At 64.2% G+C, this 22,811-nt stretch carries 22 protein-coding genes; 16 read left to right on the top strand and 6 right to left on the bottom strand.

Translation table 11 applies throughout. The annotated features are described in order from the left end of the window. Positions 1 to 19: 19 nt before the first annotated feature. Entirely contained in the window at positions 20 to 1,027 is a 1,008-nt protein-coding gene (locus tag ASE26_RS21090; RefSeq protein WP_200960829.1) for a sensor domain-containing diguanylate cyclase, read from the bottom strand. Positions 1,028 to 1,044: 17 nt separating this feature from the next. Further along, complete coding sequence (locus ASE26_RS21085) at positions 1,045 to 2,301, bottom strand: PepSY domain-containing protein (RefSeq protein ID WP_082591437.1); 1,257 nt, start codon at positions 2,299 to 2,301, stop codon at positions 1,045 to 1,047. A 92-nt stretch (positions 2,302 to 2,393) separates the two neighbouring features. Here ASE26_RS21085 and ASE26_RS21080 point away from each other — a divergent pair, with 92 nt between their 5' ends. Next, entirely contained in the window at positions 2,394 to 4,556 is a 2,163-nt protein-coding gene (locus ASE26_RS21080; protein ID WP_229207054.1) for a TonB-dependent receptor, read from the top strand. Positions 4,557 to 4,749: 193 nt separating this feature from the next. Here the strand turns inward: ASE26_RS21080 and ASE26_RS21075 are convergent, their stop codons facing one another. Further along, positions 4,750 to 7,008 carry a DUF5916 domain-containing protein gene (locus tag ASE26_RS21075; RefSeq protein ID WP_057246884.1) on the bottom strand — a complete coding sequence of 753 codons (2,259 nt, stop codon included), beginning with the start codon at positions 7,006 to 7,008 and terminating at the stop codon, positions 4,750 to 4,752. 83 nt (positions 7,009 to 7,091) lie between these two features. Between ASE26_RS21075 and ccmA the strand changes: the two genes are divergently transcribed. The 14 genes from ccmA (at position 7,092) to ASE26_RS21015 (ending at position 17,774) form a co-directional block, all read left to right on the top strand. Then, positions 7,092 to 7,712: a cytochrome c biogenesis heme-transporting ATPase CcmA gene (gene ccmA / locus ASE26_RS21070; RefSeq protein ID WP_055925877.1), complete on the top strand. Its 621-nt coding sequence runs from the start codon at positions 7,092 to 7,094 to the stop codon at positions 7,710 to 7,712. Further along, the gene (gene ccmB, locus ASE26_RS21065) at positions 7,706 to 8,374 is read left to right on the top strand and encodes a heme exporter protein CcmB (RefSeq protein WP_057246883.1); all 669 of its coding nucleotides are present in this window, start codon (positions 7,706 to 7,708) and stop codon (positions 8,372 to 8,374) included. The genes ccmA and ccmB overlap by 7 nt, the downstream gene beginning before the upstream one ends. 15 nt (positions 8,375 to 8,389) lie before the next feature. After that, positions 8,390 to 9,160 carry a heme ABC transporter permease CcmC gene (gene ccmC / locus ASE26_RS21060; RefSeq protein WP_055925871.1) on the top strand — a complete coding sequence of 257 codons (771 nt, stop codon included), beginning with the start codon at positions 8,390 to 8,392 and terminating at the stop codon, positions 9,158 to 9,160. Continuing rightward, positions 9,157 to 9,330 (top strand): heme exporter protein CcmD, encoded by a 174-nt coding sequence (gene ccmD / locus ASE26_RS30175; protein WP_082591436.1) that lies wholly within the window; start codon positions 9,157 to 9,159, stop codon positions 9,328 to 9,330. The genes ccmC and ccmD overlap by 4 nt, the downstream gene beginning before the upstream one ends. Then, the gene (gene ccmE, locus ASE26_RS21055) at positions 9,327 to 9,776 is read left to right on the top strand and encodes a cytochrome c maturation protein CcmE (protein WP_057246882.1); all 450 of its coding nucleotides are present in this window, start codon (positions 9,327 to 9,329) and stop codon (positions 9,774 to 9,776) included. The genes ccmD and ccmE overlap by 4 nt, the downstream gene beginning before the upstream one ends. Further along, complete coding sequence (locus tag ASE26_RS21050) at positions 9,773 to 11,752, top strand: heme lyase CcmF/NrfE family subunit (protein WP_057246881.1); 1,980 nt, start codon at positions 9,773 to 9,775, stop codon at positions 11,750 to 11,752. The genes ccmE and ASE26_RS21050 overlap by 4 nt, the downstream gene beginning before the upstream one ends. After that, on the top strand, positions 11,749 to 12,276 hold the full coding sequence (locus ASE26_RS21045) for a DsbE family thiol:disulfide interchange protein (RefSeq protein ID WP_057246880.1): 528 nt from the start codon (positions 11,749 to 11,751) through the stop codon (positions 12,274 to 12,276). Before ASE26_RS21050 ends, ASE26_RS21045 begins: the two co-directional genes overlap by 4 nt. Continuing rightward, on the top strand, positions 12,269 to 12,592 hold the full coding sequence (locus ASE26_RS21040; RefSeq protein WP_057246879.1) for a cytochrome c-type biogenesis protein: 324 nt from the start codon (positions 12,269 to 12,271) through the stop codon (positions 12,590 to 12,592). Before ASE26_RS21045 ends, ASE26_RS21040 begins: the two co-directional genes overlap by 8 nt. Next, positions 12,589 to 13,698, top strand: coding sequence for a hypothetical protein (locus ASE26_RS21035; protein ID WP_055925856.1), 1,110 nt, complete (start codon positions 12,589 to 12,591; stop codon positions 13,696 to 13,698). The genes ASE26_RS21040 and ASE26_RS21035 overlap by 4 nt, the downstream gene beginning before the upstream one ends. Before the next feature lie 71 nt (positions 13,699 to 13,769). After that, complete coding sequence (locus tag ASE26_RS30170; RefSeq protein WP_082507122.1) at positions 13,770 to 13,931, top strand: periplasmic nitrate reductase, NapE protein; 162 nt, start codon at positions 13,770 to 13,772, stop codon at positions 13,929 to 13,931. A gap of 2 nt (positions 13,932 to 13,933) precedes the next feature. Next, a complete protein-coding gene (locus tag ASE26_RS21030; protein WP_162246531.1) occupies positions 13,934 to 14,203 on the top strand; it encodes a chaperone NapD in 270 nt (89 codons plus the stop codon). Then, a complete protein-coding gene (napA, locus tag ASE26_RS21025) occupies positions 14,200 to 16,695 on the top strand; it encodes a periplasmic nitrate reductase subunit alpha (RefSeq protein WP_055925849.1) in 2,496 nt (831 codons plus the stop codon). The genes ASE26_RS21030 and napA overlap by 4 nt, the downstream gene beginning before the upstream one ends. A 5-nt stretch (positions 16,696 to 16,700) precedes the next feature. Continuing rightward, positions 16,701 to 17,183: a nitrate reductase cytochrome c-type subunit gene (locus tag ASE26_RS21020; protein WP_055925846.1), complete on the top strand. Its 483-nt coding sequence runs from the start codon at positions 16,701 to 16,703 to the stop codon at positions 17,181 to 17,183. A 9-nt stretch (positions 17,184 to 17,192) separates the two neighbouring features. After that, positions 17,193 to 17,774 carry a cytochrome c3 family protein gene (locus ASE26_RS21015; protein WP_057246878.1) on the top strand — a complete coding sequence of 194 codons (582 nt, stop codon included), beginning with the start codon at positions 17,193 to 17,195 and terminating at the stop codon, positions 17,772 to 17,774. Here ASE26_RS21015 and ASE26_RS21010 read toward each other — a convergent pair. Beyond that, positions 17,760 to 18,701: a GlxA family transcriptional regulator gene (locus ASE26_RS21010; RefSeq protein WP_055925840.1), complete on the bottom strand. Its 942-nt coding sequence runs from the start codon at positions 18,699 to 18,701 to the stop codon at positions 17,760 to 17,762. The two genes, ASE26_RS21015 and ASE26_RS21010, sit on opposite strands and share 15 nt — an antisense overlap. A 98-nt stretch (positions 18,702 to 18,799) precedes the next feature. Between ASE26_RS21010 and ASE26_RS21005 the strand changes: the two genes are divergently transcribed. Further along, positions 18,800 to 19,417, top strand: a complete 618-nt coding sequence (locus tag ASE26_RS21005) for a cysteine hydrolase family protein (RefSeq protein ID WP_057246877.1) — start codon at positions 18,800 to 18,802, stop codon at positions 19,415 to 19,417. Positions 19,418 to 19,422: 5 nt separating this feature from the next. On the opposite strand, the gene ASE26_RS21000 is transcribed toward ASE26_RS21005, so the two are convergent. Then, a complete protein-coding gene (locus tag ASE26_RS21000) occupies positions 19,423 to 20,349 on the bottom strand; it encodes a Gfo/Idh/MocA family protein (RefSeq protein WP_055925834.1) in 927 nt (308 codons plus the stop codon). Between the two features lie 12 nt (positions 20,350 to 20,361). Further along, positions 20,362 to 22,809, bottom strand: a complete 2,448-nt coding sequence (locus tag ASE26_RS20995) for a beta-galactosidase (RefSeq protein WP_156409978.1) — start codon at positions 22,807 to 22,809, stop codon at positions 20,362 to 20,364. Positions 22,810 to 22,811 lie beyond the last annotated feature (2 nt).

Below are 22,811 nucleotides of genomic sequence, written 5' to 3'. Positions count from 1 at the left end.
GGGGCAGCTCCAAACGATTCTATGCTGCAACAGCTTTGCGTGCGTGCTTTTCGCGATACATGGCCTGGTCGGCCAGCTCGATCAGTTTGTCCATGTCCTGCCCGTCTTCCGGGCTGATGGCGTAGCCGACGCTGGCGCCCAAGCGCAGCGCGCGGCCTTCGAACTCGAACGGCGCACCGATGGCATTGGTGATGTTGTGGCACTTGTTGCCGACGCCGTCGCGGTCGCGCACGCCGCACAGGATGATGCCGAACTCGTCGCCGCCAAGGCGGGCCGCCAGGTCTTCCTGCCGCAGCTCGCGCGAGATGCGCTCGGCTACCTGGCAAATGGCGGCGTCGCCGGCACGGTGGCCCAGGTTATCGTTGATCGCCTTCAGTCCGTCCATGTCGATGTTCACCACCGCCACGCTGCTGCAGGCGCGGCTGGCCTGCGCCAGTTGCTGGCGCAAACGGTCATAGAACAAAGCCCGGTTGGCCAGGCTGGTCAGCGCGTCGTGCGTGGCGCGGTAATACAGGTCGCTCGATTCGAACTGCACCGCATGGTAGATGGCGGCGCCAATCAGTTCCGACAACAGGCCCAGGATCTGCGCCTGGTAGGCGTCAAAAGCGTTAACGTGCGGTGCGCCGACTTTCAGCACGCCGACCGTCTCGCCCTCATGGCGCAAGGGCACCACCAGCATCGAACGCAGGCCGACCTTGCGGCAAGCGGCACGGTCGACGCGGGGATCGGTTTCGGCATCGTCGCATTGCAGGATCTTGTCCTGCGCCACGCACAGGCCGGACAGGCTGCCATCGCGTTTCAGGCGCAGCCCGAGCGCGCCTTCGGCCACACCGGCGGCGGCGCGGTACACCATTTCATTGCCTTCGGCCAGTTCCACCACAGCGGCCGTGGCGCCGCACAGGGCGCCGGCGCGCTGGCAGACCAGCTGCATCACGCCGCCAAGGTCCAGGCCCTGGCGGGCAATATCAGTTTGAAGATTGATGATCTCCAGCAATATTGCCGGATTCAGGTTCAGTGCACTCATCATGCCGCGGCCACGAAATCTCACACATTTTCACAGCTTTCAGTGTGGCGCATCTGTGCCCGCTTGGCAATTTTTTTAGCTTCTTTTATGCTAGCTGTCTCAGCAATGGCATGGGCTTTGCGGCGCATGGCGCGCCGGCCCAGCCATAACACCAGGCCGGTAATCATGAAGGCCAACGGCGCCAGCCCGCTGAACGACACCAGCACCCGACCCACCAGCCCGAATGCCTCGCCTGAATGCAGCGGAAACTGCCAGTTGAGGAAGGTGTCGCCCGCCGCCGCATTTAGCGGATCACGCAGGCGCAGGACGTTGCCGCTGAAGGCATCCACGCTGACGCGGGTGTTGCCGTCGCCCTCGCGCACCTCGCCCGGCTGGCGCATGCGGATTTCGAACGGTGTTTTCGCCGAGCCGAACGACACGCGCGTCAGGCGCCCCTGGGGCACGCGCTGCTGCGCGGCTTCCAGCGCCGTGGCCACGCTGATCGGCTTGCGGCCTTCGGCCGGGCCGTTGGCCATCTTGGCGTTAGGCTCGAGTGTCGCCACAGCGCCCACCACCGGCCGCACCCAGTCCGGCAGGTTCATCGCCAGGCCGGAAAAGCCCAGCACCGCCAGCACCGGCGTCATGAAAAAGCCCGCCGAACGGTGGAAGCTATAATTGAACTGGCGCGAAGCCAGCGCGCCGCGCACGCTCAGCGACTTGCGCAAGCTGGCCAGCGTATGCTTCGGCCACCACAGCGCAAAGCCCATCAGCGACGTGACCGTCAGCAGCAGGCCGCTGATGCCGATCACGGTCTTGCCGACGTCGCCGGCCAGCAGGTAGCGGTGCAACTGGAACAAGGTCGGCATCAACAGCTCGCGCGACAAGCCGATTTCGCCGTAATTGCGCTCGCCCAGGATTTCCAGCGTATAGCGGTCCAGCATGACCTGGCGCGAAACCTCGTTGTCGAAGCTGCCCTTGTCCCTGTTCGGCTTGCGGTACCAGGCCACATAGACACCATCTGACTCGAACGGCAGCATCAGCATGCTCGGCTTGCCATAGCCGGGCTCGGCGGCCAGGCGCTCGTAGGCAGCCTGCGCCTGGGCCGGTGTTGGCGCGGCATCGGCCTTGTCGCCCGCGCTGCGCGAATGCAGCAGGCGCGGATTCAGCGCCCCATCCAGCTCATGGGTCCACGCAATGAGCACTCCTGTCAGGCCGGCCATGACGAAGATCGCCCCGAACACCAGGGACACATACAGGTGAATATCGCGCAGCCGCGCACGCAGCAAACCGGTCAGCATTTTTTGTGTCAGCAATAAAGTGTTTGAAATTATAAATGAGAATGATTATCATTGCTGCCTTCTTTTGTATCTTTCTGTTTAGGAGTCACTTTATGACCGCGCTGAATCCCCTCACCCGTGCCGTCGCACTGGCCTGCCTCGCCCTGTCCGGGAGTGCAGCAATGGCACAAAGCGCCGAGGAGCCGATAAAGGAAGTGGTCGTAACGGCAACCCGCAACAGCAAGAGCGTCGACAAGATCCCAGGCGCGGTGACCGTGATTTCGCAACGCGAACTCGAAGCCCAGTACCTGGTGGCCGACGACCCTTCCGCCGCACTGGCCGCCTACATTCCGGGCTACGCACCAAGCCGCCAGAAAATGAGTTCCACCGGCGAATCGCTGCGCGGCCGCAACGCCCTGATCCTGCTGGACGGCGTGCCGCAAACCAACCCGCTGCGCGGCGGCATGCGTGAAGGCTATGTGGCCGATACCGCCATCATCGAACGGGTGGAAGTGATCAACGGCGCTTCCGCCATGCAGGGCATGGGCGCCACCGGCGGCATCGTCAACTACATTACCAAGTCGCCGAAAGCGGAAGGCACGACCCAGTCGGTCAATGTGCGCATGTCCTCCCAACTGCGGCACGACAGCCTGGACTGGAAAACCGGCTACACCCTGCAGCACAAATCCGGCGACTTCGACCTGCTGGCATTCGGCAGCGTCCAGCAACGCGGCCTCGGTTACGACGGCAAGGGCCGCCCGCTCGGCATCGAAGCGGTGCAAGGCGACACCATGGATTCCGAGGGCACCGACCTGTTCTTCAAGATCGGCAAGAACTTCGGCGACCAGCGCCTGCAACTGACCGTCAACCGCTTCCGCATGGAAGGCGACGGCGATTACGCGCCGGTCGATGCCGTCTACGCGACCGGCACCCCGACCAGCTCCAGGCCAGGCCGGCCGGAAGGTGCACCGCCGCGCAATAAAGTCGAAACCACCAGCCTGGAATACCGCCATAATGCCCTGCTGGGCGGAAGTTTCAATGCGCAGTTGTTCAAGCAGGACTTCGCATCGCTGTACGGCGCCACCAATACCTCCACCTTCCAGGACGTAAGGATCCTGCCTGTGACCAAGCTGTACGACCAGTCCGAAGTGGTGGCCGACAAATACGGCGCCAAGCTGACCTATGTACGCCCCGACACCCTGCTCAAAGGCCTCGAATTCACCGCCGGCCTGGACTACCTGCGCGACCGCACCAAGCAATGGCTGGCAGCCACCGGGCGCACCTGGGTGCCGACCCTCGACTTCACGTCGCTGGCCCCGTTCACCCAGCTTGAATATGAAATCGGCCAGCTGACCGTGCGCGGCGGCATCCGCCACGAAGACGCCAAGCTGAATGTCGACACCTACACCACCCTGGCCGCCTACGGCAACCGCCTGGTGCAAGGCGGCGAGCGCTCCTTCACCAAGAACGTGAAGAACATTGGCGCAGTGTGGCGATTCAGCCAGAACTGGTCCGCCTTCGTCTCCAGCGCCGAGGGTTTCGGCCTGCCGGACGTAGGCCTGGTACTTCGCGCAGTCAACAAGCCGGGTCAATCGGTCGACAAGCTGTTTGACATGGAACCGGTCATCACGCGCAATAACGAGATCGGCGTGAACTGGCGCGGCGCCATGGGCAGCCTCGGCGCCTCGGTCTACGATTCGCGCTCCAAGCTTGGCACGGCGCTGCGTGTGAATTCCGCCGGCATCGGCCAGTTGGACCGGGTACCAACCACCGTGCGCGGCTGGGAAGTATCCGGCGAGCTGCGCGCGTCGAAGCAGTTGTCGGCCTTCGGATCCTATGCCCGCACGATGGGCAAGACCGCCACCACCGCCGGCGCCCCGATGGACGTGCAACTGGGTGCACGCTCGCAAGGCCCGGACAAGCTGGTCGCCGGCACCAATTGGCAATTCATGCCGAAAGCGAACCTGCGCCTGCAGGCAAGCACGCTATTCGACCGCGACATCAATATCGGCCGCAAAGTGAATACGACCCAGCTGGAAGAACACTTCAACGGCTACGCCCTGATCGACCTGGCGGCCAGCTACGATTCCCCATGGGGCAAGCTGGGTATCGGCATCGAGAACTTGGCGGACCGCCAGTACGTCGGCTACTACCCGCAGTCGGTCAACACCAATTACCCGGCTACTGCCGGGCAAAAGATTGACTATAAAGACCCGTCCGGACAGTATGCCGGCCGCGGCCGCACCCTGTCGGTCAGCCTGACCCGCAGCTTCTAGAAATCGGTGCCAAAAGTCGGTGCCAAAGTCGGTACCAGGTCTGTCATTTGGACAGCGGGACCTGACCTTTGATCTATCTCAATACGCGCGCAAATGCCACACACGTCATTTGCGCGCGCCTCAATTATCACTGCGTCTTGATCTGGCGCAAAGGTGCGTCACCGGTGTCCGATTGACAGACCTGGCACCGAATTTAGATTCCCCACTGAACTTTCAGGGTCAGGCCTTTGCTGGATCCTGGCAGGGCGCCGTTGGCGTCTGTCGTGGCGCCGATGGAAACGATGCGGTCGTGCCGGGTGGTGCGCTTGTAGAGCAGCGAGCGGTGGCGGTATCGCTCGCTCCATGGCTCCAGCAATTGCGGCGCCAGGTCCTGGCGCCCCGAGGCGGTGTTCTGCACGATCATGCGCAAGGCGTCGCGCTGCGTGGCATGCAGGGTGCCGACCCAGCGCCATCCTGTATCGCTGAAATCCTGTAGCCTGCGGTGCTTGACCCAGGAACGGTTCCAGCGGTGGTCCGATTCCAGGCTCCAGCCGGCCGGCAGCGGAAAGCGCAGGTTCGCTTCCAGTTCCAGGTTGCCGCCCTGCCCCACCTGGTCCGCTTCCACATCGAGCTGGCGGCCCAGCGTCAGTTCGCCTTTCAGCTTGACGAACCATGAAGATGGCGTGCTTTCAATGCCCATGTGTGCCGCTGGCGTCTGGTGCAGCTTTGCGCCGGTGCGTCCGCGCTGGCGGTCGAAGCCAAGTTCGGCCCAGTAGCGGGTCTGGTGGCCGGCATAGAACCAGATGCCGGGACGTACCCAGCGCTGGACGGTTTCGTGCGACAGGGTGCGGATTTCATGCAACCCCAGGTGCAGCTCCGTCTCGTAGGCTTCAAACAGCGCCAGGTCGCGCGCTCCCGTGCGGCGATTCAGTTCGACATCGCCCTTGATAATGCCGGCCTGCGGCACGAATCCGTTATCGTTGGCGAAGTTGCTGCCGATGACTTCGAGCTGCGCGACATTCGACCAATCGTCGGAACTGTAATTCAACCTGCCGTAACCATAGCCGCTGTTGCGCGCATCGCTGGCCAAGGCTTGCCCCTCGCCGTCGAACTGGGCGGTGGTGCGCGACGCCATGGCCGTCCACGCGAGCTGCAGATGGCCGTCGCCATTGGCCGAAGTACGCCATTGGCCGTCGGTGCCAAACACGCTGTTGCGCGCACCGGCGCCGTAATCGCGGTCGGACAGGAAGACGCCGGCTACGGCTTCCTCGCCATGGCTGCGGGCGCGCAGCAACGTCACTTTGCTGTCGCCGGCACTGGCGTGTTCCTGCGTTGCGTAGGGGCTGCCGCGCATCACTACGCCGCCGGCGCGGTCGTCCAGCGCCAATGCCGTGGCATCTGCGTCGGCGCCGCGCCATGTGGCGCGCATGCCCCAGCGCGGATCGGCCACCGTGCGCGAGTAGAACGCCGGCAGGCGCATTCCCAGCACGTCGGCACTTTCAAGAAAGAAGCCGCGTTTTTCCGGCAGGCTCAATGCAATGCGGTTGGTGCCGTTGCTGGTCGGGGCGTCGATCTCCACCTGCGAGAAGTCGGGATTCAGCGTGGCGTTGAAAACCCAGTCGGCGCGCGGACGGGCGCTGATGTCCATGCCAGGACTGGTCCGGCTGCTGCTCTTGCCGTAGTCGCGTTTGAATCGCTGCGTGAGCTCGGGGCGGAATTCCCAGAATGCCTTGTCCTGCACCGTCGGCAGCACCTGTGCCATGCCGTCGATTTCCTCCATCTCGGCGATGAAATGCAGCGACTCTTTCTTCAGCGGTGCACTAAGCAGCAGCATATTGTCTTCATGCGGCACGCTGCGCTCCAGCATCAGGCGCCACGGTTTGCCTTCGCCGTACGGGAAGCGCAGGCTCGATAGCGGCCAGCGCACTTCCATCGTATAGCCATCGGGCAGCAGGTGGACTGCGCTCTCCACCGGGTAGTCGGGACCAAGGTCTTCCTCGTCTTCGTCGGCGCGGTAGATGCCGTCGCTCATGACGCCGGCGACGTTGACGCGCACGAATTGCGCCGAGCGGCCATGGCCGGTCGGGTCAATCCAGATGCCGATGAAATCCTGGTCGCGGTCGACCTTGTCGCGCCGCGCCAGCGTGCCGTTCAGGGTCTTCGGGTCGCCGTTCCAGGCCCGGATGCCGAACACCAGCGCGTCCTTGTCTACCAGGACGCGCAACGTCGTGCGCAGGTGTCCCGGCGCCTCGCGCCCATCTTCCGGCTGGTATTGATAGAAGCGCGAGTTGACCGGCGCAAGCTGCCAGGCCGCGTCGTCGAGGCGGCCATCGAGCTGCAGGGAAAGCGCCTGCGGCGCCACGTGCACCGCGATACTGCGGCGTTTTGGCTCTTCGCTCTCGGCGGCAAACAATGGGATGGATACAGCAAACTGGGAAAAAACCAGGAAGCGTACAAAATTTCGGGGAAACATGATCTAGATTATAGATTTGTCAATTCGGCCCTGGCAAGCGAACATACGGGTGATAGCATGATCGCCACTTCAATGAGGGATTCATGGGATTGACCTGTCAACAGCTCACATGCCGCCGCGGCCGCAGCACCTTGTTTGCGGGCGTCAGCTTTTCGCTGCAAGCCGGCGAGGCGCTCTGGGTGCAGGGCCGCAATGGCAGCGGCAAGACCACCCTCCTGCGCTCCCTGTGCGGACTCGCCCTGCCCGACCGTGGCGCAGTGCATTGGGAGGGCCAGCCTATCCTCGCCACGCGCGCGCATTATCATTCCCAATTGCTCCACATCGGCCATGCGGACGGATTGAAGCCCGACCTGCTGGCATGGGAAAACCTGGCGCTGGGCGGCCTGCCCGGTGAACGATGCAGCCGCGTCGATGCATTGCGGGCGCTCGATGCCATTGGGTTGAAGGCGGAAGCCCAGCGCCCGGTGCGCCTGCTGTCGCAAGGCCAGCGCAAGCGCGTGGCCCTGGCCCGCCTGCTGCTCTCGCCTGCCCGCCCCTTGTGGATCCTCGACGAACCGCTGGCGGCCCTGGACCAGGACTCCGCCGCACAAGTCGGCGGGATCCTGCAGGCGCATTGCGCGCGCGGCGGCATGCTGGTACTGACCACCCACCAGGACCCGGCCCTGCCTGGCGCACGCCGGCTGCAGCTGGACGCAGCATGCTGAAAGCGGCCCGCCAGTTGATGCAGCGCGACCTGCTGCTCGCCCTGCGGCGGCGCAGCGATGCGCTGATGCCGCTGGGCTTTTTCCTTGTCACGACAACGCTGTTCCCGCTGGCGATCGGCCCGGATTCCAAACTATTGCGCAGCGTGGCGCCCGGCATCGTATGGGTAGCCGCCTTGCTGGCCTCCCTGCTTGGCCTGCAACGCCTGTTCGCCGACGACCATGCAGACGGCTCGCTCGAACAATTGCTGCTGTCGCCGCTACCGCTGGAAATCCTGGTGCTGGCCAAGGTGCTGGCGCACTGGCTGACCTCCGGCCTGCCGCTGCTGGTACTGGCGCCGCTGGTGGCCTTGCAGTACGGGCTCGAAGCCGAGGCAATGGGCGTGCTGTGGTTTGGGCTGCTGCTTGGCACGCCGGTCCTGAGCCTCCTGGGCAGCATTGGCGCCGGCCTGGCGCTGGGCGCGCGTGGCGGCAGTGTCCTTGTTGCGCTGATATTGATGCCTCTGTATATTCCCTTATTAATTCTTGGTAGTTCCGCAGTTGTAGCCGCCGGTGACGGTACCGGCAGTGCGCCCCACCTGATGTTGTTGGGCGCCCTGCTGGCCGGGTCGCTGGCTGCTGCGCCATGGGCTACTGCCGCAGCGCTGCGGATCGCACACGAGTAGGACGGAGTTCAGCATATGAATCAACCGTATTATTCCACCGCAAACGGCGCTAAGCGCCGCCTCACGGTATTCACTTTCGCCTCCCCCCGCAATTTCCATTACCTGGCTGGCCGCCTGATCCCGTGGTTTACGGCGCTCGGCGTCCTGACAGGGTTGGCAGGCCTGCTTATCGGCCTGCTGGTCGCCCCGACCGATTTCCAGCAAGGCGACGCTTACCGCATCATCTTTGTCCACGTGCCCGCGGCGTGGATGTCGATGCTGATCTATATGGCGATGGCGGGATGGGCCGGGTTCGGACTGGCCTACCACACCGGTGTCTCGTCGATCATGGCCAGCGCATTGGCCCCGACCGGAGCGCTGTTCACTTTCCTCGCGCTATGGACTGGCGCCCTGTGGGGCAAACCGACCTGGGGTGCCTGGTGGGTATGGGATGCGCGCCTGACGTCGGAGCTGATCCTGCTGTTCCTCTATCTTGGTTATATGGGACTGCACGCATCGATCGCCGACCCGCGCCGCGCCGATCGCGCTGCTGCGGTACTGGCCCTGGTCGGTGCCGTGAACATCCCGATCATCTATTTTTCGGTTTATTGGTGGAACACCCTGCACCAGGGGCCGTCCGTCACGCTTGGCAACGCTCCAACCATGGCGCCTGCCATGCTGGCCGCAATGCTGTTGATGGTGGCGGCATTCTGGTGTTATGGGATTGCAGTCGCGCTGCGCCGCGCCCGCTGCATCGTGCTGGAACGGCACGGCAGCGCTGCCTGGCTGCGCCGGAGGACGAAATGAATTGGCATAGCTTGCAGGACTTCATTGCCATGGGCGGCTACGGCTCCTATGTATGGGGCTCGTTTGGCGTGGTATCTGGACTGATGATGCTGGAGGTATGGGCGCTGGCACGACGCGAGCGCGAGGCGCAGGCCGCCGTCGCCAGCACTAACGAAGAAGGTACAGCATGAAGCCGCGTCGCCAACGCCTCGCCCTGATCGGCGCCAGCCTGGCCGCATGCGGTATCGCAGCGACGCTGGTGCTGTCCGCCTTCCGCGATAACCTGGTGTTCTTTTTCACGCCCTCGCAAGTGGCGGCCGGTGCCGCCCCGCGCAGCGGCATTTTCCGCATCGGCGGCCTGGTGGAACAAGGCAGCGTGCGGCGCCTGGACGACGGCCTGACCGTCAGCTTCGTCATTACCGACAATGTGCAGAAGGTACCGGTGCATTACCAGGGCACGCTGCCCGACCTGTTCAAGGAAGGTAAAGGCGCCGTGGCACAAGGACGCCTGGGCCAGGGCGCGCTGTTCCTGGCGCAGGAAGTGCTGGCCAAGCATGATGAAAACTATATGCCGAAGGAAGCAGCGCACGCGCTGGAACAAGGCCGTGCACCGGCGTCCCTGAAAGGCTTGCCATGATCGCCGAAGCAGGCAATTTCGCGCTGGTGCTGGCATTGCTGCTGGCGGCTGTGCAGGGTTTCCTGCCGCTGGCGGGAGCGCAGTGTGGCGACGTGCGCTGGATGGCGCTGGCGCGGCCGGCCGCAGCGGGGCAGTTCATTTTCAGTTCGCTGGCTTTCGGCTGCCTGTTCTACGCCTTGTACGCCAACGACTTTTCGCTGCGCTATGTGGCCCAGCATTCGAACACGCTGCTGCCGTGGCAATACCGGTTGAGCGCGGCCTGGGGCGGGCATGAAGGTTCCCTGCTGCTGTGGACATGGCTGCTGTCGGCATGGACTGTTGCCGCAGCCTTCCTGTCGCAGCAGCTGCCGCGCGAGGTGCAGGCGCGCCTGGTCGGCGTGCTTGGCCTGGTGGCCGTAGGCTTCCTGCTGTTCCTGATCCTGACCTCCAATCCGTTCCTGCGCATGCTGCCGGCGGCGCCGGATGGCAACGACCTGAATCCCCTGCTGCAGGACGCCGGCATGATCGCGCACCCGCCCCTGCTGTATATGGGTTACGTCGGCTTCTCGGTGACCTTTGCCTTTGCCGTCGCCGCCTTGCTGGGCGGCCGGCTCGATACATCGTGGGCGCGCTGGTCCCGGCCCTGGGCATTGGCGGCGTGGAGTTTTCTCACCCTGGGCATCGCCATGGGCAGCTTCTGGGCCTATTATGAATTGGGCTGGGGCGGCTGGTGGTTCTGGGATGCGGTGGAAAACGCTTCCTTCATGCCCTGGCTGGTCGGCACGGCGCTGCTGCACTCGCTGATCGTGACGGAAAAGCGCGGTACCTTCCGCAGCTGGACCGCACTGCTGGCCATCCTGGCGTTTTCGCTGTCGCTGCTGGGAACCTTCCTGGTGCGCTCCGGCGTACTGACGTCAGTGCACGCCTTCGCCACCGATCCGCGCCGCGGCGCCTTTATCCTGGCCTACCTGGCCGTGGTGGTCGGCGGCTCGCTGCTGCTGTACGCATGGCGGGCGCCGCGGCTGCGCCAGCGCACCGTGTTTTCGCCGCTGTCGCGCGAATCGCTGCTGCTGCTGCAGAACGTGGTGATGCTGGCGGCGACGGGCACGGTGCTGCTTGGAACGTTGTACCCGCTGGTGCTGGACGCGCTCGGCGCCGGCAAGATCTCCGTTGGCCCGCCCTATTTTGAAAAAGTCTTGGTACCCATGATGCTGCCGGTGCTTCTGCTGGTCGCAGCAGGCCCGTTCGCGCGCTGGCGCAACGGGACGCTGGCGCAGTTGGCGCGCCGCCTGCGCTGGCCGGCCGCCATTGCGCTCGGCGTTGGCTTCGGCGCCGCGCTGATGGCGCGCGGTTCCGTGATGTCTTCGCTCGGCCTGCTGCTCGCCGCGTGGATTCTTCTCGGCACCGGCTGGCAATTGCTGCAGCAACGCGGCAACCTGGCGCGCCAGCCCCGTTCCTGGTGGGGCATGCTCGCGGCGCATGCCGGCCTGGCGGTGTTCGTGATCGGCGTCACCATGGTCAAGGGGCATGAACTGGTGCAGGACGTGGTACTGGCACCCGGCCAGCAAGCGTCGCTCGGTGAGTACAGCTTCACCTTGCACAAGCTGGAAGACACGCGCGGGCCGAACTATACCGCCCTGCGCGCCAGCGTGGCCGTTGCGCGCGAGGGACGGACGGTGGCGCTTCTTTATCCCGAGCAGCGCCGTTATACGGTGGCACAGGACACCATGACCGAAGCTGCCATCGAACGCAGCCTGATGCGCGACCTGTACGTATCGCTGGGCGATTCGGCTGGCGACGGGCGCTGGCTGCTGCGCATCCAGCTCAAGCCCTTCGTCGGCTGGATCTGGGGCGGATGCGTGCTGTTTGCCGTCGGCGGCCTGCTGGCGGCGTCCGATCGCCGCTATCGCGCCGCACGCCAGGCTCGCCATCCCGCCTCGTCGCCGGCGCCGGTGCCGCCCCTGGTGGCAATGCCCTTGCTGCAGGAGCCTCAATGAAACGTTTCATCCTTCCCGCCGGACTGTTCGCGGTACTTCTTGCCTTCCTCGGCATTGGCTTGCAGCGCAACCCGCGCGAGCTGCCGTCGCCCTTGATCGGCAAACCCGTACCGCAATTCTCGGCGCAATTGCTGGATAACCCTGCCGCCACCGTCTCGCCTGCCAAAATGCAGGGACGGGTATGGGTGCTGAATGTCTGGGCCTCCTGGTGCGAGGGCTGCCGCATCGAGCACAAGGACCTGATGGACCTGTCGCGCGCCGTCGACGCTCCGGTAATCGGCCTCAATTACAAGGACCAGCGCGACGACGCCCTGCGCTGGCTGCGAAACAACGGCAATCCATATCGCCAGATTGCGTTCGACCATGACGGCCGCATCGGCATCGATTTCGGCGTCTACGGCGTGCCGGAGACCTTTGTCATCGACCGTCGCGGCATTATCCGCATGAAGCATATCGGCCCGCTGTCCGCGCCCGATGCGCGCGAACGCGTGGCCCGCATGGTGAAGGAGCTGGCCAATGGCTGACACCACAAGCGCCGCTTCGCTGGACGCGCGCACCATGACGCTGGCCGGCGAGCTACGCTGCCTGGTATGCCAGAACCAGAGCCTGGCGGACTCGCACGCTCCGCTGGCGCTCGACCTGCGCGACCAGATCCACCAGCAACTGGCCCAGGGCCACAGCGAGCGGCAAGTGGTGGACTTCATGGTGCAGCGCTATGGCGACTTTGTCCTTTATGAACCGCCCCTGAACACCAGCACCGCCCTGCTCTGGTTCGGCCCCCTGCTGCTGCTCGCGGCAGGTGTCGTGGCGGTGCGCAGCTTCTGGAAGGGCAAGCAATGAGCATCTTCATCGCCATCATCGCCGTCATGTCCGCCATTGCGCTCGGCTGCGTCGTACCACCGCTACTGCACAGCACCGTGGTCGCCGATCCTGCGCCGGCATCGGGCGAGCCGATTGTGCGGCGGCCGCAAACACGCCTTGCCTTGCTGCTCACCGTGCTGCTGCCGGCTGCGGCGGTCGCCATTTATATGCAGGTTGGCCGGCCGGACGCGCTGGCCATGCCACCGGAGCTGCTGTCAGCTGCCGCTACGCCAACCGACCATGGCCCGTCGGAAGAAGACATCCCTGCCATGGTGGAGCGCCTGGCGGAGCGGCTTCGCACACAGCCCGACGATATCGACGGCTGGCACATGCTGGCGCGCTCCTACGGCGCGATGAACCGCTACGCAGATGCAGCCAAATCCTACGCTCACCTGGCCGCGCTGCTGCCGCAGGACGCCGGCGTATTGGCCGACTATGCAGATGCGCTGGCCACCGCGCAAGGCGGGGCATTGGCCGGCGAGCCGGAACGCCTGGTCGAACGCTCGCTCGCCATCGACCCGCAACAAGCGAAAGCGCTCGCCCTCTCCGGCAGCGCGGCCTTCGCCCGTGGCGACTTCGCGCGCGCGGAGAAACAATGGCAAGCCGTCTTGCCGCTGGTTCCCGAGGATTCGGAATTCGCCCGCTCGACGCAAGCCGGCATCGCCGAAGCGCGCGTGCGCCAGGGCCTGCACGCGGCAGCGCCTGCAGCGAGCACACCGGCCGGCAGCACGGCGTCGTCGCGCCTGTCCGGCACCATCCGGCTTGCGCCCGGCAGCGCGATACCCTCGGCCGGCCAGACGCTCTTTATTTACGCCCGCGCCGCCGTGGGATCGCCGATGCCGCTGGCGGCAATCAAGCGCCCGGCAAGCGGTTTTCCGCTGCAGTTCGCCCTTGACGACAGCAACGCGCTGGCATCCGGCAAGCACCTTGCCGACGCAGGGCCACTGATCGTGGGAGCACGGATATCGACCAGCGGCAGCGCCACGCCGCAAGCGGGGGCGCTGGAAGGCCAGGCCGGACCGGTTGCCGCCGGCGCACATGGAGTGGTAATCGAACTCGCCATCCCGCGCCCGGCAGCTAAATAGTTTTGCATAAAACAAAGCACTTGATCTGCGCTAATTTAACGATGCACCTTTCTACATAAAATGGTGAACAAATGGAAAACAAAGAACCCGCAGCCACCAAGGCGCAAGAATTGAAGGTCTTCCTGTTCATGACGGTGGTCCTTGCCCCGATCCTCGCGGTAGCAACAGTAGGCGGCTATGGATTCATCATCTGGATGTTCCAGATGCTCACCGGCCGCCTGCCAGGTGCATGATCATGGCCGCCGAAATCCACATCGCCGGCATCATTGTCCACGCTACTCCCGCCCAGGTTGCGGAAGTGCGTGCCCAGCTAGCCATCCTGCCCCGCTGCATCGTGCACGCCGCTGAAGCTGACGGTCGATTGATCGTCACGCTCGAAGCGGAAAGCGCACCCCGAACGCTCGATGCGATGGACGCCATCCGGGCCCTGCCCGGCGTCCTCAACGTCACCCTGGTTTACCAGCATGCCGAACCCGCCAACTCAATGGACGAGGAACTACAATGAAACAAACTCGCCGTGATTTCATCACACAGACTGCCGCAATGACGGCAGCCGCCACCGCCGGCATCCAGCTGCCTGCCGCCGCCTCCAATGTCGTCACCGACGCTACCAGGACCCAGCTCAAATGGAGCAAGGCGCCCTGCCGCTTCTGCGGCGTCGGCTGCGGGGTCAACGTCGGCGTCAAGGACGGACGTGTGGTGGCTACGCATGGCGACATCAACGCCGAAGTCAATCGCGGCGTCAACTGCGTCAAAGGCTACTTCCTGTCGAAGATCATGTACGGCGCCGACCGCCTGACGCAGCCGCTGATGCGCATGAAGAACGGCAAATACGCCAAGGACGGCGAATTCCAGCCTGTGACGTGGAATGCCGCCTTCGATGAAATGGCCAGGCAGTTCAAGAAGGTGCTGAACGAAAAAGGCCCGACCGCGGTCGGCATGTTCGGCTCCGGCCAATGGACCATCTGGGAAGGCTACGCCGCCTCCAAGCTGATGAAGGCCGGTTTCCGCACCAATAACCTCGATCCAAACGCGCGCCACTGCATGGCGTCCGCCGTGGCGGGATTCATGCGCACCTTCGGCATGGACGAGCCGATGGGCTGCTACGACGACATCGAAGTGGCTGACGCCTTCGTCCTGTGGGGCTCCAATATGGCGGAAATGCACCCGATACTTTGGACCCGCATTACCGACCGCCGCCTGTCCAACCCGCACGTGAAAGTCGCCGTGCTGTCGACTTATGAGCACCGCAGCTTCGAGCTGGCCGACCAGCCCATCATCTTCACGCCGCAGACCGACCTGGCGATCCTGAACTACATCGCCAACTACATCATCAAGAACAACCGCGTCAACAAGGACTTCGTCAACAAGCACACCCGCTTCGTGATGGGCAACAAGGACATCGGCTACGGCCTGCGCCCTGAGCATCCGCTGCAAAAGGCGGCCGCCAATGCCGGCGACGTCGGCGGCGGCAAACCGAGCTCGCTCGAGGAATTCGCAAAATTTGTCAGCGCCTATGACGTGGAATCGGTATCGAAACTGAGCGGCGTTTCGCGCGACCGCCTGGAACGCCTGGCCGAACTGTATGCCGATCCCAAGACCAAGGTGACTTCCTTCTTCACCATGGGCTTCAACCAGCATACGCGCGGCACCTGGTGCAGCAACCTGCTGTACAACATCCACCTGTTGACGGGCAAGATCTCCTCGCCGGGTAACAGCCCGTTCTCGCTGACCGGCCAGCCTTCCGCCTGCGGCACGGCACGCGAGGTGGGCACCTTCTCGCACCGCCTGCCGGCCGATATGCTGGTGGCTAATCCCAAGCACCGCGAGATTGCTGAAAAAATCTGGAAGCTGCCGCCGGGGACCATCCCTGACAAACCGGGCTTCCACGCGGTCCTGCAAAGCCGCATGCTCAAGGACGGCAAGCTGAATGCCTATTGGGTCATGTGCAACAACAATATGCAGGCCGGCCCGAACGTGATGGGCGAAATCCTGCCTGGCTGGCGCAACCCGGATGCTTTTGTCGTGGTTTCCGATCCCTACCCGACTGCCAGCACCACGGCGGCCGACGTGATCCTGCCAACGGCCATGTGGGTGGAAAAAGAAGGCGCCTACGGCAATGCGGAGCGCCGCACCCAGTTCTGGCACCAATTGGTGAGCGCCCCGGGCGAGGCACGTTCCGACCTGTGGCAGTTGATGGAATTCTCGAAGCGCTTCAAGATGGAAGAAGTGTGGCCGGCGCCGCTGCTGGCTGCCATGCCGGCATACAAGGGCAAGACGCTGTTCGACGTCCTGTACCGTAACGGCCAGGTCGACAAGTTCCCGGTCACGCAGATCGAAACGGGCTACCAGAACGACGAAGCGAAGGCCTTCGGTTTCTATCCGCAGAAAGGCCTGTTCGAGGAATACGCAAGCTTTGGCCGCGGCCACGGCCATGACCTGGCGCCGTTCGATTCCTACCACCAGGCGCGCGGCCTGCGCTGGCCTGTGGTCGACGGCAAGGAGACGCGCTGGCGCTACCGCGAAGGCCTGGACCCTTACGTCAAGAAAGGCGAGGATGTGCGTTTCTACGGCCATCCGGACGGCAAGGCGGTGATCTTCGCGCTGCCTTACGAGAAGCCGGCCGAGTCGCCGGACAAGGAATACCCGTTCTGGCTCTCCACCGGCCGCATGCTGGAGCACTGGCACACCGGCACCATGACGCGCCGCGTGCCGGAGCTGTACCGCGCCGTGCCGAATGCGGTCTGCTTCATGCACCCGGAGGATGCCAAGGAACTTGGCGCGCGGCGCGGCGACCTGATCGAGGTCAAGTCGCGGCGCGGCATGATCCAGACCCGCGTAGAAACGCGCGGCCGCAACCGGCCGCCGCGCGGACTGGTGTTCATCCCGTTCTTCGACGCCAGCCAGCTTGTGAACAAGGTAACGCTGGACGCTACCTGCCCAATCTCTTTGCAGACTGACTACAAGAAGTGTGCAGTCAGCATCCGCAAAGTCTAGGAGCCATGGCCATGAAAAAATTTGCATTCCTCCTCGCCCTCCTGCTGCCGCTGTCGGTCCTGGCCCAGGTGCCGGCGCCGCGTGCCCTCGACAATATGCGCGGCCCGACGCCGCTGGCTGAAACCACCAAGCCGGCGCCGATGGTGAATCCGGATAACAGCGACATCAAGCGCGTACGCAATTACTCGATGCAGCCGCCCGTCATCCCGCACAAGATCGAGGGCTACCAGACCGACAAGAGCGCCAACCGCTGCATGATGTGCCACGCCCGTACCCGCACCCAGGAAAGCCAGGCGCCGATGATCAGCGTGACGCACTTTCAGAACCGTGACGGCAACTTCCTCGCCGAGCTGTCGCCGCGCCGCTACTTCTGCCTGCAATGCCACGTTCCGCAAACGAACCTCGAGCCGCTGGTGCCGAACCAGTTCAAGGACGTCGACACGATGCTGAACCAGGCCGCGCCTGCCGCACCGGCCAAGCACAAATAAGGAGGCTCCATGTTCAGGCTGATCAAAAACTACTGGAACGTCCTGCGCCGCCCAAGCCTGCACCTTAGCCTGGGCTTCCTGGTGATCGGCTCCTTCGTGGCGGGGGTGGTGTTCTGGGGCGGCTTCAACACCGCCATGGAAGCCACCAACACGGAGAAATTCTGCACCGGCTGCCACGAGATGCGCGACAACGTCTATCCGGAGCTGCAGCGCACCATCCACTTCTCCAACCGCACCGGCGTGCGTGCCAAGTGCTCCGACTGCCACGTGCCTCACGAGTGGACCAGCAAGATCGCCCGCAAGATGCAGGCTTCGAAGGAGGTTTGGGGCAAGGTGTTCGGCACTATCGACACCCGCGAGAAGTTCGAAGGGCACCGCCTCCAACTGGCCGGCAATGAATGGCGGCGCATGAAGGCCAACAACTCGCTCGAATGCCGCAATTGCCACCAGTTCGATTCGATGGACTTCACGCGCCAGAGCAAGCGCGCGGTGGATGCCCACTCGACCCAGCTGGCCAGCGGCGAAAAGACCTGCATTGACTGCCACAAGGGCATCGCGCATACCCTGCCGGATATGTCAGGCGTCAAATAGCTTGCGATAAGCCGACGGCGAGCTATGGAAGGCGGCGCGGAAGTGCTGCCTTAACGATAGCGCGCTGCCGAACCCTGCCGCCTGCGCCACCGCTTCGATCGATGCATCGCTCGTTTCCAGCATGCGCTGGGCGTGGGCCAGGCGCTGGTTCAGCAGCCATTGCTTGAACGAGGTGCCGGTGGCCTGCCGGAAGTGGCGGGTAAAATTGCGGCGGCTCATGGCCGCGCGCTGCGCCAGTGCATCCAGGCTATGCTCTTGCGCCAGCCGGTGCTGCACCCAGTCCAGCACCTGAGCCAGCCGGCCGTCGCTGGCGGTGACCGGCAGCGGGCGGTTGATGAACTGCGCCTGCCCTCCTTCGCGGTGCGGCGCCACCAGCAGGCGGCGCGCCACCATGTTCGCATAGTCGGCACCCTGCAGTTTGCGCAGCAGGTAAAGCGAGCAATCCAGGCTCGCTGCCGCGCCGGCCGACGTCAATACGTCGCCCTCATCCACGTATAGAACTTCCTCATCAACCTTCACCTGCGGACAGCGTTCGGCCAGTTGGCCGGCAAACGCCCAATGCGTGGTGACCGTGCGGCCATCAAGCAGGCCGGCTTCCGCCACCGGGAAAGCGCCCAGGCACAAGCCGACGATGGTCGAACCGCGGGCGTGGGCCTTCCGCAGCGCCTGCAACAGCGACGGCGGCGATGGGCGGCAGTCGTCGTGCCAGGTAGGCATGATGACGATGTCCGCGCCGTCCAGCGCACGCAGGCTTTTTCTCGTTGCTATGTCGAAGCCGGCGGTCGTGCGCAAGGGGCCCTTTTCGGCGGCGCAGACCGTGACATCGTACAAATGCTCGGCGTGCGCTCCGCCGAAAACCAGGCAAGGCACGGAAAGATGGAACGGGGTTATGCCATCGAAGGCAATAATGGCCACTTTTTTACGCATGACCCGATTATATCGCAGGTTGTCTCTTGGGCCACTGTTGCAAACATGGCGCCGGGCGCAGAATCTCTTCCATCAACAACCCTGATGGAGGAAATACCATGCCACGCCGCGCCCTGATCGTGATCGATGTACAAAACGAATACTTCTCCGGCAAGCTGCCGATCGAATACCCGCCGGTCGAGCAATCGCTGCCCAATATTGTCCAGTCCATGAAAGTGGCCCGCGAAAGCGGCATACCGGTGGTGGTGGTGCAGCACGACACGCCTGCCGGTGCGCCTGTTTTCGCGGTGGGCTCGGATGGCTGGCAACTACACCCGCAAGTCGCGGCACTGGGCGCCGACCTTGTCATCAACAAGAAACTGGCCAGCAGCTTCGCCGGCACCGGCCTGGCGCAATGGCTCGCCGACAAGCAGGTCGACACGCTGACGATTGCCGGCTACATGACCCACAACTGCAATGCTTCGACCATCATCGAAGCGGCACATATGGGGCTGGCGGTGGAATACCTGGCCGACGCTAGCGGTTCGCTGCCTTATGAGAATGCGGCCGGCCGCGCGACGGCGGAAGAAATCCACCGCATCTTCAGCGTCGTGTTCCATTCCAATTTCGCAGCCGTGACGACCACGCGCGAATGGGCCGACGCTGTCGGCGCCAATCAGGCACTGGCCAAGGACAATATCTACCTGTCCAATGCACGCGCCAGGCAGCTCGCCTGAGTTCCTTACTCGAAGTACGGCTCGGCGCTTGTGATCTTGCCGACCAGGAAGGCGTCGGCCACTGCCTGCAATGGGGTGATGTCGACGTCGGAATGGCCGACAGCAACCAGGCGCAGGAAGTGCTCGTACATGGCCGGATATTCCCGCTCCGGCTCGTCGAGCACGACCTTCCCGTTCACCTCCATGATGCGGCCGCCCAGGTGCAGCGCCATGCTGTCGCCGGCAAGCGATTCCACGAAAATGCTCCAGGTTTGCTGGCCCGCTTGCAGGAAGTCGAACTCCGCGTCGATCGGGACGCCGCGCCCACTCACCATCTCCAGTTCGGCCTGGATTGGGGCGCTGCAGTTGGATGGCACGTGCAAGGCCGCCTTGCGCACCAGTGCATGCCCGCCCAGGAGCCCGGTCAGGATCGACAAGGCGTTGATGCCGGGATCGAACACCCCCATGCCACCGGCTTCAAAGATCCACTTCTGGCCGGGATGCCATTGCCGCACGTTCTCCTTCCAGCAGATCCGGATCGACTTGATGGGACGCGCCAGCATCCAGTTGCGTGCACTTTCCACACCGGGGGCGAAGCGCGAGTGCCAGCCTGCCAGCGCCGTCACGCCATGCCGGGCTGCCATGGCGGCGATGGACGCGGCTTCGCCCAGCGTTGCTGCCGGCGGCTTTTCCAGGAACACGTGCTTGCCGGCTGCAATCGCCTCACGGGCAAGCTGGTGGCGCACTTGCGGAGGGGTGCAGATCGCCACCGCCTCGATTTCCGGATGGGCCGCAAGCATGCTTCCCATGTCCTGGTAATGCACCACGCCTTCCGGCGCACTGGCGGGCGAGCAACCCGCTACCAGCTGCAGCCCCTTGATGCCGCGAATCGCAGGAATATGCTGGTCAACCGCGATTTTGCCCAGGCCAACCAATCCAATTTTCAATGCCATGCCAAACTCCATTCAGCGGCCAATATCGACACGATACACCGGCGTTACTTTTACCCCGTGCAGCTGCGCCACCTGCGCCTGGCCATTGAATGCCGGACGGTGTTCCTTTGGCAGGTAGATCGGCGCATCGGCGCGCAGCGGCAGCACGGTCAGCGTCAGCGCACTTTGCTCACGCGCCGCCAGGTTGTTCAGGCCGAATTGCCAGCGCTGGCCGTTGTAATACCAGTCGTCCACCATGCGCGTACCGTCGAACAGGCGTGCCAGGTCGCCGGTGAAATCGATCTCCAGCAGCGCCGCGTCCACCCCTTTCGGACGGGTCGAGCCGAGCGACAGCTCCCACGCGGCGGAATTGCCGAAGACTTCCGCGTCCGGCTGGACTGCTGCCTTGGCGTTGCCGCCAATTTTAATCGGCGGAACCGGTTGTGCGGCGCGCAGCTCGCGTGCCGATACTGCCAGCGCCTGGGCCGGCAGCGTTGCCTCGACCACCTGGAACAGGCCCTCCTTGCCGTGCACCTTGAGCTCCGTGCTGCCCTTGAGCGGCAGCGGCAAGGCCGGGAAAACGGCGGCGCGGAAGGCAGGGCTGCCCGCGGAACGCAATACCAGCCGGCCGCCGGCGAAGTGCGCCTGGCTCTCGCTGATGACCAGGCGGCGCTCGCCCTGCAGCTGCCCGATCGCCAGTTGGCGCGCCTGCTGTTGCGACAAGACCAGCACCGTCACTGGACGCTTACCGGCACAGTCCAGCGTGAGGGCAGCATCGAGCCCTGGCTGGACGCCCTCCACCAGCACCCCCGCCGCAGCATCGGCCACCCGTCCGCGCGCCGCCTTGACGCAACCGCGCGCCGCGCCCTCCAGCGCGAATTCAGGCGTAATACCATCCTGCGCCGCAAAGACGTACACGCTGCCCGCCTTGCCGCGTTCCAGGCGCGCCACCGGTTGCACGGTAGCGTAGCGCAGTCGGTAGCCATCCAGGTCGAAATTGATTGGCCAGAAGAAGTAGCTGCCGGCAGCCACGTCCACCGGCTGGCGCGGCAGTTTCACCGACTGTCCGGCCAGTTTTACGTCGAACTGTACTTGCTTCAGTTCCGGCAGCGCATACTGGCGGATATGGCCGTTATAGAACAGGAAGGCCTGCTCGCCCTTGCTGCGCACCGACCAGCGCGGCCTCGACAGGTCGGCCGGACCAGCCGGCACCACGGCCGGTTTGCGCACGGTCATTGGCGCCAGCCGCGCGCCGAAGTCGTTCATGAAATAATGGAACGGCCGCAGGTAAGCCAGCACTTCGCGCTGCTGCCCGTCGGGCCCCAGCGGCGCATTGAAGTCGTAGTTGATGGCCGGGGTATCGTTATAGCCGCCGGTACGGGTACTCTCTTCCATGGTCGTCAGGCCGACCGGATTGCGGCCGCCATGGAACATGTAGTAACCCATCAGGTTGACGCCGGAGCCCATTTGCACCGGCAGGGTGGAAGCGATATCGTCCGGCGACACCAGGGTCCGGCGGCGATACATGGCCGGCAGGCCGGCGCCGTATTCCGCGCCGAGGAAGGGCGTGCGCTCCATATCGGTTTCCGCCGTGCCCTGCTGCGTGGCACGGGTTTGCGCACCAAGGTCACCGCTGACGCGCGTGTCGAAGCGGAAGGCGTAGGTTTCTTTCGGCGGCAGCTCGGTGGTGCTGGTGGCCCAGGGTTCGTCCTGGTAGCCGCCGAACACCGGCACCACTTCGCCGGACGGGTACAGGGTCTGGTCCCAGCCGGTCACGGTGTAGAACGGCACATCGATGCCGGCCTTCAGCGCCATGCCTTTAAGGGTGGAGATGTGCTGCGCGCCCCGGCCCGGGCCGGCCAGGTTGTATTCGTTTTCAATCTGCGCGCCGATGACTGGACCGCCCTGTTTCCACAGCAAGCCGTCCACCTGCTTCCCGATTTCGCGGTAGAAGCGGTCCACGTATTTCAGGTATTGCGAGTCGTCCTGGCGGGTCGGCATGGCGTCCACCACCCAGTCGGGAATGCCGCCGTAACGCACTTCCGCGTGCGACCAGGGGCCGACGCGTATCCATACCTCCAGCCCGGCCTTGTTGGCCAACCGGATAAAGCGCCGCAGGTCGCGGTTGCCGCTCCAGTCGAACTTCCCTTGCTTCTCCTCGTGATGGTTCCAGATGATGTAGCTGGCCACCACGTTGATGCCGGCCGACTTCATCTTGGCCAGCTCGGACTCCCAGCTAGCCGCCGGGCTGCGCGAATAATGGAATTCGCCCATCACCGGCAGCCAGGGCTGGCCGTCACGCGTCAGGTACTGGTTGTTAATGCCTAGCACATGGCCGCCGGGTGCGGCGGCAGTGCCCATCTTGATATGGCCGGACAAAGGCGCCGGTGCGGGAGCGCTGGCGTCGACTGCCAGCACCTGCCCGGCCTGGGCAGCGTGAACGAAAGCCATCGCGGCCAGGCAAAGTGTGTTGCGGATCATCG

This window comes from Duganella sp. Root198D2 (assembly GCF_001428585.1).
Taxonomy (GTDB): Bacteria; Pseudomonadota; Gammaproteobacteria; order Burkholderiales; family Burkholderiaceae_D; genus Rugamonas.
This window is presented reverse-complemented; position numbering and strand designations above follow the sequence as displayed.